Annotated in this window: 14 protein-coding genes; 7 read left to right on the forward strand and 7 right to left on the reverse strand. The window is 62.1% G+C overall.

What is annotated here, in order from left to right:
- Positions 1 to 3: 3 nt before the first annotated feature.
- The gene (locus EQW76_RS20950) at positions 4 to 207 is read right to left on the reverse strand and encodes a hypothetical protein (protein ID WP_142830733.1); all 204 of its coding nucleotides are present in this window, start codon (positions 205 to 207) and stop codon (positions 4 to 6) included.
- Between the two features lie 351 nt (positions 208 to 558).
- Between EQW76_RS20950 and EQW76_RS20955 the strand changes: the two genes are divergently transcribed.
- The 5 genes from EQW76_RS20955 (at position 559) to EQW76_RS20975 (ending at position 6,506) form a co-directional block, all read left to right on the forward strand.
- On the forward strand, positions 559 to 1,470 hold the full coding sequence (locus EQW76_RS20955; RefSeq protein ID WP_142830731.1) for a hypothetical protein: 912 nt from the start codon (positions 559 to 561) through the stop codon (positions 1,468 to 1,470).
- A 132-nt stretch (positions 1,471 to 1,602) separates the two neighbouring features.
- On the forward strand, positions 1,603 to 2,115 hold the full coding sequence (locus EQW76_RS20960; protein WP_142830729.1) for a 2Fe-2S iron-sulfur cluster-binding protein: 513 nt from the start codon (positions 1,603 to 1,605) through the stop codon (positions 2,113 to 2,115).
- Positions 2,112 to 3,128 carry a xanthine dehydrogenase family protein subunit M gene (locus tag EQW76_RS20965; RefSeq protein ID WP_142830727.1) on the forward strand — a complete coding sequence of 339 codons (1,017 nt, stop codon included), beginning with the start codon at positions 2,112 to 2,114 and terminating at the stop codon, positions 3,126 to 3,128. The genes EQW76_RS20960 and EQW76_RS20965 overlap by 4 nt, the downstream gene beginning before the upstream one ends.
- Positions 3,125 to 5,392 carry a xanthine dehydrogenase family protein molybdopterin-binding subunit gene (locus EQW76_RS20970; RefSeq protein WP_143123189.1) on the forward strand — a complete coding sequence of 756 codons (2,268 nt, stop codon included), beginning with the start codon at positions 3,125 to 3,127 and terminating at the stop codon, positions 5,390 to 5,392. Before EQW76_RS20965 ends, EQW76_RS20970 begins: the two co-directional genes overlap by 4 nt.
- A gap of 10 nt (positions 5,393 to 5,402) precedes the next feature.
- Positions 5,403 to 6,506, forward strand: a complete 1,104-nt coding sequence (locus tag EQW76_RS20975) for a catalase family protein (protein WP_142830724.1) — start codon at positions 5,403 to 5,405, stop codon at positions 6,504 to 6,506.
- Here EQW76_RS20975 and EQW76_RS20980 read toward each other — a convergent pair.
- From EQW76_RS20980 to EQW76_RS20990, 3 genes are all read right to left on the reverse strand, one after another.
- On the reverse strand, positions 6,503 to 7,792 hold the full coding sequence (locus EQW76_RS20980; RefSeq protein ID WP_143123190.1) for a DUF763 domain-containing protein: 1,290 nt from the start codon (positions 7,790 to 7,792) through the stop codon (positions 6,503 to 6,505). The genes EQW76_RS20975 and EQW76_RS20980 overlap by 4 nt on opposite strands.
- 51 nt (positions 7,793 to 7,843) lie before the next feature.
- On the reverse strand, positions 7,844 to 8,326 hold the full coding sequence (locus EQW76_RS20985) for a GAF domain-containing protein (protein ID WP_224127981.1): 483 nt from the start codon (positions 8,324 to 8,326) through the stop codon (positions 7,844 to 7,846).
- A 127-nt stretch (positions 8,327 to 8,453) separates the two neighbouring features.
- Positions 8,454 to 9,527 (reverse strand): hypothetical protein, encoded by a 1,074-nt coding sequence (locus EQW76_RS20990; protein ID WP_142830718.1) that lies wholly within the window; start codon positions 9,525 to 9,527, stop codon positions 8,454 to 8,456.
- A 428-nt stretch (positions 9,528 to 9,955) separates the two neighbouring features.
- Here EQW76_RS20990 and EQW76_RS20995 point away from each other — a divergent pair, with 428 nt between their 5' ends.
- Complete coding sequence (locus tag EQW76_RS20995) at positions 9,956 to 10,702, forward strand: heparin lyase I family protein (RefSeq protein WP_224127979.1); 747 nt, start codon at positions 9,956 to 9,958, stop codon at positions 10,700 to 10,702.
- Positions 10,703 to 10,884: 182 nt separating this feature from the next.
- Here the strand turns inward: EQW76_RS20995 and EQW76_RS21000 are convergent, their stop codons facing one another.
- The gene (locus tag EQW76_RS21000) at positions 10,885 to 11,337 is read right to left on the reverse strand and encodes an NUDIX domain-containing protein (protein ID WP_224127963.1); all 453 of its coding nucleotides are present in this window, start codon (positions 11,335 to 11,337) and stop codon (positions 10,885 to 10,887) included.
- 209 nt (positions 11,338 to 11,546) lie between these two features.
- On the opposite strand from EQW76_RS21000, the gene EQW76_RS21005 reads away from it, so the two are divergent.
- Positions 11,547 to 14,849, forward strand: coding sequence for a cellobiose phosphorylase (locus EQW76_RS21005; protein WP_224127961.1), 3,303 nt, complete (start codon positions 11,547 to 11,549; stop codon positions 14,847 to 14,849).
- Between the two features lie 49 nt (positions 14,850 to 14,898).
- On the opposite strand, the gene glmM is transcribed toward EQW76_RS21005, so the two are convergent.
- Positions 14,899 to 16,251, reverse strand: a complete 1,353-nt coding sequence (gene glmM / locus EQW76_RS21010) for a phosphoglucosamine mutase (RefSeq protein WP_111222419.1) — start codon at positions 16,249 to 16,251, stop codon at positions 14,899 to 14,901.
- Positions 16,252 to 16,459: 208 nt separating this feature from the next.
- The gene (ftsH, locus tag EQW76_RS21015; RefSeq protein WP_142830713.1) at positions 16,460 to 18,403 is read right to left on the reverse strand and encodes an ATP-dependent zinc metalloprotease FtsH; all 1,944 of its coding nucleotides are present in this window, start codon (positions 18,401 to 18,403) and stop codon (positions 16,460 to 16,462) included.
- Positions 18,404 to 18,473 lie beyond the last annotated feature (70 nt).

The raw sequence follows: 18,473 nt of genomic DNA on the forward strand, positions 1-18,473 counted from the left end.
CGTTCAACCCTCGAGCATGGTCCTGAGTTCGGCGGGGTCGCTGATGCCGAACTCGTACCAGTCGATCAGCGAACGTGCGGCCACCTGAGCATCGGGGCTGTGGATGTCGACAGACTTGTCCACGCACCAGGCGTCGAGCACCGCCTGCAGCATGCCGAGATCGCTGGATTGAATGCCTTCCTTGGGCCAGTCCGTCGTTGTCGTCATCACTCGCCCTCGCCTTCGATCCCTGAAGCACAGACCTTACCCGCAATCGCCACATTTTCAACAAATTTGCTCAGCTTGCCGGGCTGTTAACTCCGACCCGTGGGATATTTGCCGCATTTGGGCAAGCCACAAGGCGAGCTGCAACTTTTGCCATGAAATCAGGAACCAACTTTCCACTTGCTAGTTCCTGCTACGGTTGGTCGCGCCACATTTGCGGCAACTCAAGATAAATGCATAAGGCCAGTCATCTGGCAGGAGGTTATTATGGGTCGTGGTATTTTGCTTTGGTTGCTCGGCATTCCGATTCCGCTCATCATCATCATTCTCCTATTCGTTCGATAGGAGGTCGCAGTGACCATTCCAACAACCGGCTACGAGGCGGCTGCCCCAGTCGAATCGTCGGCCTCCGCCGTAAGCTGGGCACCGGTGATCGCCGGTGCCGTGGCTGCCACGGCGATCACCCTGATACTTCTGCTGGTCGGCTCCGGCCTTGGCCTGACGATGGTGTCTCCTTGGGCTAACGCAAGCTCGTCGGCGGCTACTGTCGGCGTCGCTGCAGCCGTATGGCTCATCGTCATCCAGTGGCTTTCGGCTGGCGTCGGTGGGTACCTGACCGGCCGGCTTCGCACGAAATGGACCGGCGTCCATACTTACGAGGTCTTCTTCCGTGACACTGCCCATGGGTTTCTGTCATGGGCAGTGGCAACGATCGTCGTCGCCGGCCTGTTGAGCTCGGCTGTCAGCTCCGTTATCGGTGCTGGCGCGCAGGCAACGGCAGTTGTCGCCGGCGGTGCTGCAGCAACGGCTGGTTCCGCTGCTGCCTCGAGTGCTTCCCAGTCTTCAAGCACCTTCTCGCCTGCCTACTACACCGATGCACTGCTGCGGCCTTCGCGTCCTCAGGCTGCTCCCGGCAGCGACAGCAACGAGAACGTCACTGCCGAAGTGTCGCGCATCTTGCTGACTGGCGCGGCCGATGGCGGTATTTCGCCTGACGACCGCACCTATCTGCAGCAGGTGGTCGCCTCGCGCGCCGGCCTGTCCGATGCCGACGCCAAAGCCCGCGTCGATACCGTCCTCAAGCGTATCGACGATGCCAAGGTTGCCACGCAGCAGGCAACCGACAAGGCTCGCAAGAGCGCATCGGTCGTTGCTCTTCTTGGAGCCCTGTCCCTGCTTGTCGGCGCCTTCATCGCCGGTGTAGCCGGCGCCATCGGCGGCCGTCAGCGCGACGAGGACGAAGAACGCATGGCGCTCAACGCCTGAGCCAGCTTTGCAATTGATCCGGGAGGCGGCCTCAAGCGGGCCGCCTTTTTTATTTGCTCTGCAACCGGTGAGCGTCTTCGGAACAAACTGCGCCTTTTGAGGTTTGACCCCTGTCCCACTGAAAGGTTTCCTATGCAAAACCGATCCCCAACGCCGTCCGGCTTCACGGTGCCGGTCGTCCTCACCATCAATGGCGAAAAGCATGATCTTCAGGTGGCGCCCTGGACGACACTGGTCGATCTCCTGAGGGAAGATCTGCATCTGACCGGAACGAAGAAGGGCTGCGACCACGGCCAATGTGGCGCATGCACGGTGCTGATTGACGGTGTTCGCCTGAATTCGTGCCTCATCCTCGCTGTCACCCGTGACGGCGCCGAAATCACCACCATCGAAGGTGTCGGCGAACGCGACAATCTCCATCCGATGCAGCGCGCCTTCGTCGAAAACGACGCCCTGCAGTGCGGATACTGCACCCCCGGCCAGATCTGTTCCGCCATCGGCCTCGTCAACGAGGGCAAGGCCAGCAACCGAACAGAAATCCGCGAGCTCATGAGTGGCAACATCTGTCGGTGCGGAGCCTACACCAACATCGCCGATGCGGTCGAAGACGTGCTGTTTGAAGACCACCGGGAGGCAGCCGAATGAACCGGTTCGAATACATCAAGCCCGCCAACGTCAGCGAAGCGGTTGCCGCACTCGCATCGAACGCCGGTGCGCAGGTTATCGCTGGCGGCACCAACATAGTCGATCTGATGAAATACGACGTTGTCGCCCCTTCCGTGCTCGTTGACATCAATGGCCTCCAGCTGAAAGACATCGAAGCGCTGCCCGACGGTGGATACCGGATCGGAGCACTCGCATCCAACAGCGACATCGCCTATCACGAAGGTATCCAGCGGGACTATCCGCTGCTCTCCAGCGCAATTCTTGCCGGCGCTTCCCCGCAGCTCCGCAACGCGGCCACAGCGGGCGGAAACCTGCTGCAGCGGACACGTTGCTATTATTTCTATGACCCGTCGACGCCGTGCAACAAGCGCGAGCCGGGCAGCGGCTGTTCCGCCATCGGCGGCCTCAACCGGATCCATGCCATTCTCGGCACGAGCGATAGCTGCATTGCAACCCATCCATCCGATATGTGCGTCGGGCTGGCGGCGCTCGATGCGGTTGTCGAGGTCACCGGCCCGGACGGCGAACGCACCATCGAATTCGCCGATTTCCATCGGCTTCCCGGCGATATGCCGGAAAAGGACAACACGCTGATGCACGGCGAAATTGTTACCGGCATCCGGATCGATGGCAAGCCGAGCACCACCCATCACACGTACCTGAAACTGCGCGACCGTCTTTCCTATGCCTTCGCGCTGGTATCCGTGGCCGTGTCGCTGGACATGGACGGGGGTGTTGTATCCGGCGCCCGTATCGCGCTCGGCGGCGTTGCCCACAAGCCATGGCGTGACAGGCAGGCCGAGGCAGCGCTCATCGGGCGCCAACCTTCGGAGGCCGATTTCCGCGCCTTCGCCGCTACGCTGCTTGCACCCGCAAAGGGCCAGGGCAGCAATGATTTCAAGATACCGCTGGCAGAGAAGGCCATCCTGCGTGCCCTGAGGCAGGCCGTTGCCGGAACCCCGCAGGTCCAGTCCGTAAAGGCGATCGCATGAAAGAGAGCCCCTTGAGCACCAACACACGCCATATCGGCCATCCCGTCCCGCGCGTCGACGCAGGGCTGAAAGTCACTGGCCAGGCGACGTATTCCGCCGAATATTCCGAACCTGGCCTGCTGCACGGCGCCGTCGTGCTGAGCACCATAGCCGTCGGCAAGATCGTCAGCATCGACACCACGGCCGCGAAGGCCTTTCCCGGTGTCGTGGAGGTCTTCACCCACGAAAACCGGATGGACGTCGCCACGTCGGACAAGAAGTGGCAGGACGATACCGCAGCCCCGGGCCATCCCTTCCGACCGCTCGATTCCGACAAGATCCTCTTCGACGGCCAGCCCGTCGCTTTCGTCGTCGCCGATCGATTCGAGACCGCCCGCGATGCGGCGGCACTGGTGAAGGTACAATACGAGGCAGCCGAGGCGCATACCGACATCGAGGCGGAGCGCGGCAACAGCTACGTGCCGCCTACCAAGAGAAACGGCATAGCACCTCCCCCGAAGCCCCGCGGCAAGGCAGAAGAAGCCTATGCATCGGCGCCCTTCAAGGTATCGGCGGATTACGCGCTGGAAGGTGAACACCACAATCCGATGGAGATGTTTGCCACCACCGTGCTGTGGGAAAATGACAAGCAGCTGACCATCTACGACAAGACGCAGGGCTCGCAGAACTCGCAAAAATTCGTTTGCAATGTCTTCGGGCTGGAGCAGGACGACGTGCGCGTCATCAACGCATATGTCGGCGGCGCCTTCGGTGCCGGCCTGCGCCCGCGCCACCAGCTTTTCCTCGCTGTCATGGCAAGCCTGCAGCTGAAGCGCTCCGTGCGTCTGGAACTGACACGTCGCGAAATGTTCTATCTCAGCTTCCGCCCGCTGATGTTGCAGACGGTGTCGCTTGGCGCCGATGCCAACGGCCAGCTGCAATCCGTCATGCACGACGTGGTTTCCGGCACGTCGCAGTTCGAGGACTACCAGGAAGTCGTCGTCAACTGGTCGGGGCTCGCCTACCGCTGCGAGAACGTCAAGCTGGGCTACGAACTCGCCAAGCTAGACACGATGACACCGGGCGACATGCGCGCCCCGGGCGCCGCCTCCGGTTTGTTCGCGCTGGAATCTGCGATGGACGAACTCGCCTATGAGATCGACATCGATCCGCTCGAACTCAGGACCCGCAACTTCATCCATTTCGACCAGAACGACGACAAGCAGCTGACCAGCAAGGCGTTGCATGCCTGCTACCGGCAGGGTGCGGAACGCTTCGGATGGTCGAGGCGCCAGATGCAGCCGGGCTCGATGCGCGACGGCAACGAACTGGTTGGCTGGGGCATGGCCACAGGCTTCTGGGACGCGATGCTCAGCCCCGCCGAGGCCAAGGTTCGCTACACCGGCAATGGCCAGATCGTCGTGGAAGCGGCAGCCAGCGATATCGGCACCGGCACCTACACGATCCTGATGCAGATCGCCGCCGAAGCCTTCGACGTTGCCATGGACCAGGTCGTCGTTCAGATCGGCGATTCCACCCTGCCGACGACCACGGTCGAGGGTGGCTCCTGGACAGCCGCCTCCACGGGTTCAGCCGTACAGGCCGGCTGTCAGGCTGTAATCCAGCAGATCCTGACGCTGGCACAGAAGACCAAGGGATCGCCACTCGACGACGCCAAGATAGGCGATGTCGTCATCCGCGAGGGCCGCCTGGTGCTGAAGACGGACGAAACCAAGGGAGCGACCATCGCCGATCTCCTTGCCGCCGAGGGGCTGTCGTCTCTCGAGGGCGACGGCTCGGTGGCACCGGACAAGATGCAGATGATGAAGTTCATCAGCTACACCCATTCCGCAGTGTTTGCGGAGGTGCGTGTCGATGCGGAACTGGGTGTCGTTCGTGTCACCCGCATCGTCAGTGCGATCGCTGCCGGCAAGATCCTCAACCCGAAAACGGCACGCAGCCAGATTCTCGGCGGCGTCGTCATGGGGATTGGCATGACATTGCATGAAGAAGGCATGTGGGACCACCGCAGCGGCCGGATCATGAACCACAACCTTGCCGAATATCACGTGCCGGCCCATGCCGACATCGACGATATCGATGTGATCTTTGTCGAGGAATTCGACGACAAGGCAAGCCCCATCGGCATCAAGGGCCTCGGCGAAATCGGTCTCGTCGGCGTCAGCGCGGCGATTGCCAACGCGATCTTCCACGCCACTGGCAAGCGCCAGCGAAACCTGCCCGTGACCATCGACAAGATTATCGACCAAACGATGCCAGCCTGAGGACGACCCCATGACAAAGAGCCCACCGCACAATCCGCAGGCCTACCGCGACGATCTGGAAACCGTCGAAAAGGACGAACCGGAGACCGCCCGCGCACTGGCGGACACCATGCTGTCGATCTCGCACAAGACCTACCGCGACGGAGGCCATGCCATCCGCAGCGTCCATGCTAAGAGCCACGGCCTGCTGGAAGGCGAGTTCCGGGTCATGGACGGCCTGCCGCCCGAACTGGCGCAGGGCCTGTTTGCAAAGCCTGCCAGCTACAAGGCTTTCGTGCGGCTATCGACGACGCCCGGAGACATTCTCCATGACAGCGTCTCGACACCGCGCGGTCTGGCGTTGAAAATCGTTGATGTCGATGGCCCGAGGCTTGACCCGGAAGACGACAGCGCATCCCAGGATTTCCTGATGGTCAACGGCAAGCAGTTCAACGCGTCGAGTGCAAAGGCCTTTCTCCTAAACCTCAAGGCACTGGCGGCAACCACGGACCATGCCGACAGCCTGAAGGAAGTTGCCTCAAAAGTCCTGCGTGGCATCGAAAGCGTTATCGAGGCTGTAGGAGCAAAAAGCGCCTCGATCATCTCGCTGGGCGGCCACCCCGAGACGAATATCCTCGGCGAAAGTTTCTTTGCACAGCTTCCCCTTCGCTACGGCGATTATGTCGCCAAGTTCGCGCTCGTTCCACAATCCGAAGAGCTGAAAGCGTTGACCGGCCAGGAGTTGGATCTCAACCACAATCCAGACGGGCTGCGCGAGGCCGTATCCGACTATTTCCGCAGAAACAAGGCGGTCTGGGAGTTTCAGGTGCAGCTCTGTTCGAACGCGGAGGAGATGTCGATCGAGGATGCCGCTGCCGTCTGGGACGAGGAAAAAAGCCCGTTTATCACGGTCGCCACCCTGACGGTCGAGCCGCAGCCGTCCTGGACGCAAGAGCGCGACCGCGAGATCAACGACGGCATGTCCTTCCGCCCCTGGAACGGCCTTGCCGCTCACCGTCCGCTCGGCAGCATCATGCGGATGCGCAAGCTTGCCTACGCCCGCTCCGCAGCCTTCCGCTCGGAACGCAACCAGACCCCGGTCGAAGAGCCTACCGAGAAGGCCCTGACCGCCTAGCTAAGATCAGCCTTGCGGCGGCCGCTTTCAGCATCCCTAATTTCAACACTGTCTTCGGCTGATTCCCAGCCGAAGACGCTCCGGCCGCCCCACTCCGCCGAGCGGCGGAATTCGCCGGCGACGATCTCCTTCAGATCGGGGCCGGTAACGTAGCGCTCCAGCTGGCGTGTCTGGTCGTCGAGCCGTTTCAGCGCCTGCATCTCCTCGTCACGACCGAGGCGCCCTTTGCGCACCGCCGATTTCATCACGTTGATCGTCTCGTCATAGACCTTTAGCGGCACCGGAAACGGATGCCTATCCTTGCCGCCATGGGCGAGCGAGAAACGCGCCGGGTCGGAAAACCGGCAGGGCGCGCCGTGCACCACTTCCGCCACCATGGCCAGCGCCCGCACCGTGCGCGCGCCGACACCGGGCACCAGCAGCAATTGCGAAAAGTCCTTCGGACCACGATCGGCCGCAGCAGCTATCGCGCCATGCAGCCGTCGCATGTTGACATCCTCCTGCCGAACATCGTGATGGGCGGGCATTATCAGATGCGGCAGCGTCATTTGATCGGATAGTTTGCGCGGTTTTCCGGCAGCCTCGAGATCGATGACTTCGCGCAGGATGCGGTCGGGACCGAGGGAGGCCAGCAGATCCAGCTGGCCGGAGCGCGATTGGTCCGCTCGCCGGTCTGCAAGATTGACGATCTCGCCGAGGCTATGACCTTCGATAGCGGCGTGCGGCGAATCGAGGAAGCTTTCGAGCCCGGCCGATTGCCAATGGTAGCGCCGCGCCTGCCTCGCCTCGCCGTTCATGCCCTGCTGCACCACCACCCACTTGCCGTCGTCGGTGACGATGAAGCCGTGCAGATAGAGATCGAAGCCGTCCTGCAGCGCTGCACTGTCCACCTTGGCGACGAGCCGGCTGGTCGTCGCCAGTGCTGCGCCATCGATGCCGACACGCCGCCCGATGGCCATCAGCTCGTCCGGCGTCTTGCGCGATTGCGCGCCTCGACCGCCGCAGACATGGATGCCCAGTTCACCGGCCATCGGCGCCAGCCCGCGCTTCAGCGCTCCGATGACGCTCGTGGTGATACCGGACGAATGCCAGTCCATCCCCATCACCGAGCCAAAGGATTGAAACCAGAAGGGATGAGCAAGTCGGCTGAGAAACTCGTCGCGACCGTAATGCTGGACGATGGCCTCGGTGATCAGCGCACCCAGCCGTGTCATGCGCTGCCCCAGCCACGGCGGCACACGACCACCATGCAGCGGCAGATCCGCGCTTCCCGCCCTTTTCGTCACGAACCCATTCCTCTCAGCCGATTACCCCCAAATCACAGGCGACGATGGTTGTCAGCCATCCCAAGCCGTCGCACCGATAAAGATCGCCGCCATCGCTTCGATGCCGGCCTGATCGACACGGTCGAAACGGCCCGGCAGCGGGCTGTCGAGATCGAGCACCCCGAACACCTGGCCATCGCGGATCAACGGCACGACCAGCTCCGAGCGCGAAGCGGCATCGCAGGCGATATGGCCGGGAAAGGCATGGACATCCTCGACCAGCATGGTCTGCGCCTTCTCCACCGCCGTCCCGCACACACCACGGCCCACGGCGATCCGCACGCAGGCAGGCTTGCCCTGAAAAGGCCCGAGCAGCAATTCGTCCTCCGACTGGAGAAAATAGAAGCCGGCCCAATTGATATCGGGCAGCATCTGGAAGATCAGCGCCGAGGTATTGGCAGCATTGGCAATCGCATCCGTCTCGCCGGCAAGCAGGCCGCCCAGCTGCGCCTGCAGCGCATGGTAGAACTCCGCCTTGTCGGCATGTGCAATCATGGTTTCCTGGAACATCGCCTATCCCCCGCATTTCTGTACTGCCGATGGCCGGGGATGCCTTATCCCCATGCCCGCACCTGTCGTCTTGCCCTTTTATCGTCCCGGACCGTGTATAGGCCAATTCGCATCACGCTGACAGGGACTGTCGCGGGCGGCCCAGCCGCCATAGCCAGCGGAGAATGCGATACCCCGCAAATACCGCTGCCAGCACCCACATCAGCCCCGCCAAAAGCCAGCCGGATACGGTTGCAAGAAGGCCTGCCGCGGTCAAAGCGGCACCGCCGACCAGCACCAGCGCGCCACGGAACCGCGGGCCGAAGCTTTCGGCAAGCCGCCGGAAACGCGAGATATCGGCGGGACTGTCCGCAAGCTTCAGCACATCGTGCGTGGCACGGTAGCCCGCGCCCTTCGCGAGGGCGCCGAGTTCGGTCGCGGTGGTCGTTAGCGCCGCCAGCGGTTTCGCACGCACCGAACGGGAGAGCGTCAACCGGGCCGCGCCAAGATCGCCGGCGGAGGCAAGATCGACCGTTTCCCGCACAGCGTTCGCGTCGATAAGATCAGTCGCCACCGAGGTCATTGCTCGGCGGAATGGCGGCCGCAGCAAATCCGCCTTGTCGGCGGCCTTCAGCACCGTGACGCCGACCCGCGCCGGCGATGCCATGCCGAAACTCGCGATCGTCACGCCCGTAATCACCAGCCCTGCGGCGGCAAGCCCCATCGTCAGCGGACTGTAGGCCTCACCATTGATATAGGAGCGGCCTTCGTGCACCAGGTCGCGGGCGTCGCTGATGCCGGTGAGATCTGCTGTAACGGCACCCGCCAGCGCCTCGGGGCTCCTGGCGTCACCGCCGGCAAGCCCGCTCCAGGCATCCCGCAGGCTGCGTCCGGCATCAAAACCCTGTGCCGCCGCGACACGCTGCCGAAGATCGGCTGGAATGATGACATCACGGCTATCGGCGAGTGCCAACAGGCTTGCAGCCAGATCCGGATCGTCATCGCCAAGCGCCTTGCCGATCGCATCCTGGTAGGCAGTGGCCGGAACCCCGCGCAGGCGATAAGCGACAATCTCCGCCTCGCTCGCCCCCGACCGCAACACCGCAACCCCCTCCACCGCCTCCGGCACGATGACAACCCCCGCAACCAGCCCGCAAGCAAGGATCACAGAGAGCGCAAAGCGGGATACGGAAGAAAGTAAAACCACGAAAACCTCGCTGGCTCGAAGGCTTCGGCCATGCGCAGGATATAGGGAGCGCAGGGGAAACGGCAAATTTGGGTGGGGAGATCTGGGCAACCGTGAACAACACAGTTTGCGCTTTTGCAGACCGCCAGCCGCGCTCTTCAGAGCGCGCCCTGACTTGCACTTTGTGACTGAGTGAGCAGGATTTGAAACTTTGCTGTCGTGATCTTGTCCCATAAGCTGCTTGTAGCCACCGGCTCGCAAGCCCTGCGCTCTCGAGGGAAATGCTGATGATGATGACCACGAGATCCATAAAACTCGCATCCATCCTGTTGGGCCTGCTTGGTTTCGGTCTATCCTCAGCCGTTGCGCAGGATGTAGCAGCACCGCTCTCGGCGGGATTTTAGGACCTGTGTGTCGCTGATAGCGCCCATCCACCGAAGCTCTGGAAGATCAGCGGCAAACTCGACCCCAATGCATGGAGATCGCGTATTGTCTGCGACCTCTCGTCGCCTGCGCGGCCCTTCTTGCATATCACGGTGCATCCCGGCGACGCGCCTGACCAGAGCGTCGGTGACGCACCGATAGAGCGCGTCGAAATCCAGATCAGGAAGCAGGTCATCAAGTTCGACAAGCCGACCTGGTATCACTTCACCTTCAGGCTCGACGCGCCATGGTCAGGGATTGGCAATCGCACCGTCATCCATCAGGTAAAGCAGAATATCCCGACAGAAGAGACGAAGCCTCTCGGTTCCTGCCAGTCAGCCAACCCGCTGTTCAAGATCGAGGCGATCCCCTCCAAGACCGGCGCAGATTTCGTTGCAAAGGTGAGGGGAACATCGGACTGCAATGCCGGTACGTCCCAGATCGTCTGCGGACCCTGGCCCCTAGAGATAGGCGAATGGAACGATGTCAACGTCATGCTGAAGCCAAGCCTGCAGGAAGGCGCAAGCGCCTTGCAAGTCGCCCTCAACGGACGCGCCTGCGCAATTTCCTACACCGGACGCCTCGGCTATCTCGATCACGGCATGCGCGACGAAGACGGGCACCCGTACATCGACGTCCAGCCACGCTTCGGCATCTACAGGGACACCCTGCCCGATCTCATCCAATCCATCGACTTCGCCGATATTAAATTCTGGTCCACCGACCCTACCGGCGATCCCGCCTGGTCGAAACTGGCAGGATCCGGCAGGTAAGGAGAGCCGCCGCAAAAGCATTTTTGCTTCACGCTCAGAATGCTCTTGTGGAATTCCTCCTGGCTTGATCCACGACTATCATCGCCAGAGGTGGCACTGGTGGTCTCACGCTGGGGGATGTCAAATCGGACGGGAGGTCGGCATTCGGAGCTAAGGGAAATAGTGTTTATCGGGTCATCCCCTTAGTTCGGATCTGCCAACTTCAATTTGGCCAGCGCGCTCTTCAGCCCCTTGGGATAGAGTTCAGGGTAGCCATCGCGATCGAGATCGTCAGGGTGGTACCAGCGCGCGACGTTGGGGGTGCCGTCGCTTTCGTGAAAGACGATGTGATCGCCTGTCATGGATTCTTTGAGAGGGAATTTGACCTCGAAGACGAAAATCACTTCATGACCGGGCACGCCGCCAAACGTGTAGAGGTTTTCAAAAACCTGCGGTCCACCGACAATTTCGATCTCGACACCCAGTTCTTCCAGGAACTCACGCTTCAGTGCGACTTCGGAAAGTTCGCCGAACTCGATACTACCACCCAGCGGACGAACGCCTGCAACGCGACCTTGGCCGTCTGAAACCTCGGCTGCAAGAAGGCGCCCTTGGTGCCAGACCAGGCCTATTGCCTTCACGCTGATTGGCGTCATTGGATGCGATGTGCTCATCGTCGATACAATTAGAAGAGTAAATTAACGGCCGCAAGTCGTCGAACCGCGCTCCGGCGGCAGATAAAAGACAACCTCCGCCGTTTCCCCGAACCCACTATCCCGCTCATCCCGTTTTGCCGCAGATTTTACTGCGCTTTCTCTGCGGCTTGTGATGTAGTCCCCGCAGGCCGCAATCAGCGAGAGACATCATGGCATCCGACCTCGACCGTAGTTTCCAGACATCCCGTCGCGAAGATCTTGGCCTTACGACGATCGGCAATCCGGCCGGCCTCTCGGTATCGGCGCTTGCCAGTGGCGCACTGTTTGCCATCGAGCATCGCGACGCCGCAGGCGTGCAGGTGATGATCAATCAGGTGCTGGGCTCACCTATCTATGGCGGCATCGGCCGGCTTTATTTGAGAACCGGCGGCCCCGATCCGGTGTTGGCCGAGATCGTCGGCCCGCGCGCAAAGGTTCGCTTCGCCAGCAGCGACAGCGCATTCTCATGGACCGGCGAAACCGGCGGCATCCGTCACCGCGTCCGCCTCGAGTTGCACCCAGCCGAGCCGATCTGGCTTTGGCGCGTCTCGCTGGAAAACACCCGCTCTGAACCCGTCGATGCCGACGTCGTGCTGGTCCAGGATATCGGGCTCGGCGACCGCGGGTTTCTGATGAATAGCGAAGCCTACGCCTCGCAATATATCGACCACCACGTCGCGACGCATGAGCGCTTCGGCCCGGTGATCATGAACCGCCAGAACCTCAAGCAGGGCGGCGGCCACATACCGTGGCTGGCACAGGGTTGCCTCGAAGGAGCCGCGGCCTTTGCCACCGATGCGATCCAGCTCGTCGATACCCGCAGGCCGGACGGACAGCTCGTGCCCGCCTTCGGGGTGGCCCTGCCGAGCGAACGGCGCCAGCACGAGGTCGCCTGCCCGGCGCTCCAGTCGCCACCGATGTCGCTTGCGCCCTCAGCCTCCGGCAGCGCGACGTTCTTCGGCCTGTTTGTCGCCGATCATCCGGAGGCATCGAGCGATGCCGATCTCGCACTCCTGGCACCGCTGGCGGATCTGCCAACCGCCACCACCGGTCCGCTCATTGAGGCGCCACCCGTGCGCAGCCTGGTGCAGGATGCGCTGCTGCTGGCGGCGGCGGCCCTCGACGACGCAGCCGTTGCCAATCTCTACCCAAACCGTGAGCTGGAGGAACGTGTGGACGGCAAGCTGCTATCGTTCTTCGTGCCCGGCGGTTTTCGGAACCGCCACGTGGTTTTGCTCGAAAAGGAGCTCCGTGTCGCGCGTCGCCATGGTGCTATCCTGCGCAGCGGACAGAGCATGCTGCCGGACGACAACACGCTGGCGGCAACATGCTGGATGCAGGGCATCTTTGCCGCCCAGCTGACCATCGGCAACACCTCCTTCCACAAGCTGTTTTCCGTCTCGCGCGATCCCTACAATCTCACCCGCAACAGCGGGTTGCGGATCATGGTCGATACCGGCTCCGGCTGGCAGCTGCTCGGCGTCCCCTCGGCATTCGACATGGGCCTCAGCGACTGCCGCTGGATCTACCGGCTGGCCGACCGCACCATCACTGTCTCGGCAGTTGCTGCCGGCGACGATCCCGCCATGCAGTGGACCATCGCCGTCGAAGGCCCGGCCTGCCGCTTCCTTGCCTACGGCCAGGTGACGCTCGGCGAGCGCGAATACGAGACGAGCGGGCGGATCACCCTCGATGCCGAAGCAAAGCAGGTCACCCTGCAGCCGGATCCGAACTGGCTCTGGGGGCAGCGCTATCCCGATGCCAGCTACCGGCTGGTGTCATCGACGAAAGACGCCGTCGATGTCGTCGGCGGAGATGAATTGCTCTATATCGACGGTGTCGCGCGGAACGGACCTTTCATCGCCCTCAGATCGCATGCGACGCAATCGCTGACCTTCGCCGTCGTTGGGTCGATGGTCGATGCCACCGAGGCCGAGCGCCTTGCCAGCCGATACAAGGCTGGCGTCTCCAAAGCCGCCATGCTCGACCCCGCAGACCGCTTCTGGAAACACGCGACACGCGGCCTCGAAATCACCGGCACCGGCCCGGATCTAGCAGCCCATGCGGCGATCCTGCCCTGGATGGCCCATGATGCCATCGTCCATATTAGCGTGCCGCACGGGCTGGAGCAGTATACCGGCGCCGCCTGGGGTACGCGCGATGCCTGCCAGGGGCCGATCGAATTCCTGCTCTCCTACGAGCACGATGCGGAAGCCAAGCAGGTCCTGAAGATCATCTTCGGCGAACAGTTCCGCGACCGGGGCGACTGGCCGCAATGGTTCATGTTCGAGCCCTACGCCAATATCCGCTCGAGCGAAGCCCATGGCGATATCGTCGTCTGGCCGCTGAAGGCGCTCTGCGACTATATCGAGGCCACCGGCGACCTCGGGTTCCTTAACGAGACCACGGCCTGGCGCGATGATGGCAGCATGGAGCGGACGCCGGAGAAGGCATCGATCGCCGACCATGTCGAAAAACTGCTGGCGACAATCCGCACCCGCTTCATCCCCGGCACCAGCCTGATCCGCTATGGCGAAGGCGACTGGAACGATTCGCTTCAGCCGGCCGATCCGCACCTGCGCGACTGGATGGTCAGCAGCTGGACCGTGGCCCTTCTCTACGAGCAGATCGTCCGCTACGGCGCGATCATGGAAAGCATCGGCAAGATCGCCGAGGCAAGGCGGCTGAGGACCAGCGCAGCGGCGATGCGCAGCGATTTCAACCGGCTGCTGATCCGCGATGGCATCGTCGCGGGCTATGCCATCTTCGATCCCGCCCACGACGGTGTCGAGCTACTGCTGCATCCGGAAGACCAGCGCACCGGCCTGCATTATTCGCTGATCTCCATGACCCAGCCGATGCTCGGCGGCCTGTTCACCGCAGACCAGCGCCACGATCACAAGGCTCTCATCCGCGACCACCTGCTGTTTCCGGACGGCACCCGCCTGATGGAAAAACCCGCCACCTATTCTGGGGGTCCCGAGACGCTCTTCCGCCGCGCCGAATCGTCGTCCTTCTTCGGACGTGAGATCGGCCTGATGTATGTGCACGCCCATCTGCGCTACTGCGAGACCCTGGTGCTCGACGAAGATGCCGATGGTCTCTGGCTGGCTCTGGCGCTCGCCAACCCGATTGCCGTCACCGACCGTCTTGCGCACGCATCCCTGCGCCAGCGTAACACCTATTTCAGCAGCAGCGATGCCGCATTCCATGACCGCTACAGCGCAGCGCGCGAATGGGATGAGGTGAAGGCGGGCTCCATTGCCGTCGATGGCGGCTGGCGCATCTATTCGAGCGGCCCGGGCCTCTACACCAAAGGCCTGCTGCAAAACGTCTTCGGCTTTCAACGGAAAGCGGGCAAGCGTCTCGCGAAGCCGTTGATCTCGTCATCGATCAACGTCTCCCGTATGACCCGGGAAGATATGCCATCGGATAGCGCCACTCAGGGTATCGAGACCTCAAAGCCGATATAATGAAAAAAGGTCCCGCCGGGAGAACTCGGCGGGACCTTGGTCTGCAACGTCAAGCGGCAGTCCGAACGTTCGAAATCACGCCGATCAGGTCGTTGACGATGCGCTCGACCTGAACGCGGTCGTCGCCCTCGGCCATCACCCGGATCAGCGGTTCGGTTCCTGACGGGCGGATGACGAGGCGACCGTTGCGGGAAAGCTCGCTCTCCGCATCGGCAATCGCCTGCTTGACCTCGATATTTTCCAACGGCCGGCCGCCGGTGATGCGCACGTTGCGCAGCAGCTGCGGCACAGGTTCGAAGCGGCGGCAGACTTCGCTGACCGGCTTGCCGGAACGCTTGGCACAGGCAAGGATCTGCAGAGCCGCGACCAGGCCATCGCCCGTCGTGCCATAATCCGACAGCACGATATGGCCCGACTGCTCGCCGCCGACGTTGAAGTCGTGCTGGCGCATGTGCTCGACGACATAGCGGTCGCCGACCTGCGTGCGGGCCAGCTCAAGACCCTTGTCGCCAAGGAAGCGCTCGAGCCCGAGGTTGGACATGACGGTGGCGACGATGCCTTTGCCGCGCAGGCGCTGGGTATCGGCCCAGCTCTCGGCAATGACAGCCATCAGCTGGTCGCCGTCGATGACCGAACCGTTCTCGTCGACGATGATGACGCGGTCGGCATCGCCATCGAGGGCAATGCCGATATCGGCACGCACCTCGTCCACCTTCTTCTGCAGCGCCATCGGGCTGGTGGATCCGCAATTGAGGTTGATATTGATGCCATCGGGCTCGTTGCCGATCGTCACGACCTCGGCGCCAAGCTCCCAGAGCACGGCCGGCGCTACCTTGTAGGCGGCACCGTTGGCGCAATCGATGGCGATGCGCAGGCCCTGCAGCGTCACGTCGCGCGGCAGGGTGCGCTTGGCGTTCTCGATGTAGCGGTCATGGACGCCGTCGATGCGCTTGGCGCGGCCGATGTCGTCCGATTTCGCCAGCTGAAGGCTCAGGTCCTGGTCGAGCAGGTCCTCGATCTGCATTTCGATATCGTCGGAGAGCTTGTAGCCATCGGGGCCGAACAGCTTGATGCCGTTGTCCTTGTAGGGATTGTGGGAGGCGGAGATCATCACGCCGATATCGGCACGCAGCGAGCGGGTCAGCATGGCGACGGCAGGCGTCGGGATGGGGCCGAGAACGAAGGCATCGATACCGGCAGCCGTGAAGCCTGCCACGAGCGCGTTCTCGAGCATGTAGCCGGACAGCCGCGTATCCTTGCCGATCACGACGCGATGGCGATGATTGCCACGGCGGAAGATCGTGCCGACTGCGATGCCGACCCGCATGGCAAGATCGGGCGTCATGGGGAAGACGTTGGACTGCCCACGGATTCCGTCCGTGCCGAAATAGCGACGCTTCATAGTGTCTCCCGCAAATTTAAGCGCCTCCCCCACGGAGGCGCGTCCCGACTTGGTTGATGTCCGGGTCATCGAATGCGACGCTCATGCCACAGATCGCCGTCTTCATCACGTCAATTAACGCAAAGAACTATCACATGTCGTGACCGACGAAAAAGGCCGGCTCCCGCATGACGGGAACCGGCCTGATGTTATGAACGCTATTTTGAGATCAGCGCGGCTGCGGCTCGAGACCGCCTTCGGCTTCGTCGCCCTTGGCACCAATGGAACCGTCCTTCTTCGTGCCAGTCTTCGGCACGGCGGAGCCACGGCTTGGCGGCGTATCGTCGCCCATATCGCGCGCCGGCTTTTCGCCACGGATCAGCGCCTTGATCTCCTCGCCGCTCAGCGTCTCGTATTCCAGCAGCCCTTCGGCCACGATGATGAATGCGTCGTGCTGTTCGGTCAGGATAGTACGGGCCTGCGTGTAGGCTTCGTCGATCAGGCGACGGACTTCGTTGTCGATCTTCTGTGCCGTCGCTTCGGAAACGTTCTTCGACTGCGACACGGAGTGCCCAAGGAAGACCTCCTGCTGGTTTTCGCCATAGGCAACCTGGCCGAGCTGGTCGGAGAAGCCCCACTGCGTCACCATGGCGCGGGCAAGCTTGGTGGCTTGCTCGATATCCGAGGATGCACCGGAGGTGATGTTTTCCTTGCCGAAGGTGAGTTCTTCCGCGACGCGGCCGCCCATCATGATGCACAGACGCGAAATCATCCACGTGTAGCTCATTGAGTAGCGGTCGCCTTCCGGCAGCTGCATGACCATACCGAGCGCACGGCCGCGCGGAATGATCGTCGCCTTGTGGAGCGGATCTGCGACAGCAACATAGAGCGCCGTCATCGCATGGCCCGCTTCGTGGTAGGCGGTCAGCTTCTTTTCTGCCTCGGTCATGGCCGACGAGCGACGCTCGGCACCCATCATGATCTTGTCCTTGGCGTCTTCGAATTCAGCCATGGTGACCATGCGCTTGTTGCGCCGTGCCGCCATCAACGCCGCCTCGTTGACGAGGTTCATCAGATCGGCGCCCGAGAAGCCCGGAGTACCGCGAGCGAGAACCTTGAGGTCGACATTCGGTGCCAGCGGCACGTTGCGTGCGTGCACCTTGAGGATACGCTCGCGGCCGATGATGTCCGGGTTCGGTACGACGACCTGGCGGTCGAAGCGGCCCGGACGCAGAAGTGCCGGATCGAGAACGTCGGGACGGTTGGTAGCGGCGATGAGGATGATGCCTTCATTGGCTTCAAAGCCGTCCATCTCGACCAGCAGCTGGTTCAGCGTCTGTTCGCGTTCGTCGTTACCGCCGCCGAGACCGGCGCCACGATGGCGACCGACGGCGTCGATTTCGTCGATGAAGATGATGCAAGGCGCGTTCTTCTTCGCCTGTTCGAACATGTCGCGCACGCGGCTTGCGCCGACGCCGACGAACATTTCGACGAAGTCGGAGCCCGAGATCGTAAAGAACGGCACATTGGCTTCACCGGCGATGGCACGGGCCAGAAGCGTCTTACCGGTACCGGGAGGGCCAACCAGCAGCACGCCGCGTGGAATACGACCGCCGAGGCGCTGGAATTTCTGCGGATCGCGCAGGAATTCGACGATTTCCTCGAGATCCTGCTTGGCTTCGTCGACGCCGGCGACATCCTCGAACGTGACGCGACCATGCGCCTCTGTCAGAAGCTTTGCCTTCGACTTGCCGAAACCCATGGCGCCGCGCGACCCGCCCTGCATCTGGCGCATGAAGAACAGCCAGACACCAAGGATCAGCAGCATCGGCAACAGCGTGCCGAGATAGCTGAGGAAGCTAGACGAGCCATCCGATTCCGGACGAGCCGAGACGACGACGTTCTTCGCCTGCAGCTTGTCGAGCAGGCCGCTGTCTATGACCGGAGAGTAGGTCTGGAAGGCAGCGCCATTCTCCACATAAGTGCCGACGACACGGTTGCCGGTGATCACGGCATCGCGGACGCGACCGGAATCAACTTCGCGAAGGAACTGCGAATACGGGATATCCCGCGAACTCGTCTGCGAGGGCGAGGTCTGGAACATGCTGAACAAAGCGATCAGCAACAAAGCGATAATCGCCCAGAGAGCGAAATTACGAAAATTAGGGTTCATTGAACTCCCCAGGGACTGAAACAGCCCGGCCTTTTGGCGACTGCATTACTTGGCTGCTAACATAGGGTTA

The sequence above is a fragment of the Rhizobium sp. rho-13.1 genome (assembly GCF_007000305.1).
Taxonomy (GTDB): Bacteria; Pseudomonadota; Alphaproteobacteria; order Rhizobiales; family Rhizobiaceae; genus Rhizobium; species Rhizobium rhododendri.

What these genes read in the sequence shown, in the direction of transcription:
- EQW76_RS20950 (WP_142830733.1), bottom strand. Translation starts at nt 207, where the DNA reads ATGACGACAACGACGGACTGGCCCAAGGAAGGCATTCAATCCAGCGAT.
- EQW76_RS20960 (WP_142830729.1), top strand. Translation starts at nt 1,603, where the DNA reads ATGCAAAACCGATCCCCAACGCCGTCCGGCTTCACGGTGCCGGTCGTC.
- EQW76_RS20965 (WP_142830727.1), top strand. Translation starts at nt 2,112, where the DNA reads ATGAACCGGTTCGAATACATCAAGCCCGCCAACGTCAGCGAAGCGGTT.
- EQW76_RS20970 (WP_143123189.1), top strand. Translation starts at nt 3,125, where the DNA reads ATGAAAGAGAGCCCCTTGAGCACCAACACACGCCATATCGGCCATCCC.
- EQW76_RS20975 (WP_142830724.1), top strand. Translation starts at nt 5,403, where the DNA reads ATGACAAAGAGCCCACCGCACAATCCGCAGGCCTACCGCGACGATCTG.
- EQW76_RS20985 (WP_224127981.1), bottom strand. Translation starts at nt 8,326, where the DNA reads ATGATTGCACATGCCGACAAGGCGGAGTTCTACCATGCGCTGCAGGCG.
- EQW76_RS21000 (WP_224127963.1), bottom strand. Translation starts at nt 11,337, where the DNA reads ATGACGCCAATCAGCGTGAAGGCAATAGGCCTGGTCTGGCACCAAGGG.
- EQW76_RS21005 (WP_224127961.1), top strand. Translation starts at nt 11,547, where the DNA reads ATGGCATCCGACCTCGACCGTAGTTTCCAGACATCCCGTCGCGAAGAT.
- glmM (WP_111222419.1), bottom strand. Translation starts at nt 16,251, where the DNA reads ATGAAGCGTCGCTATTTCGGCACGGACGGAATCCGTGGGCAGTCCAAC.
- ftsH (WP_142830713.1), bottom strand. Translation starts at nt 18,403, where the DNA reads ATGAACCCTAATTTTCGTAATTTCGCTCTCTGGGCGATTATCGCTTTG.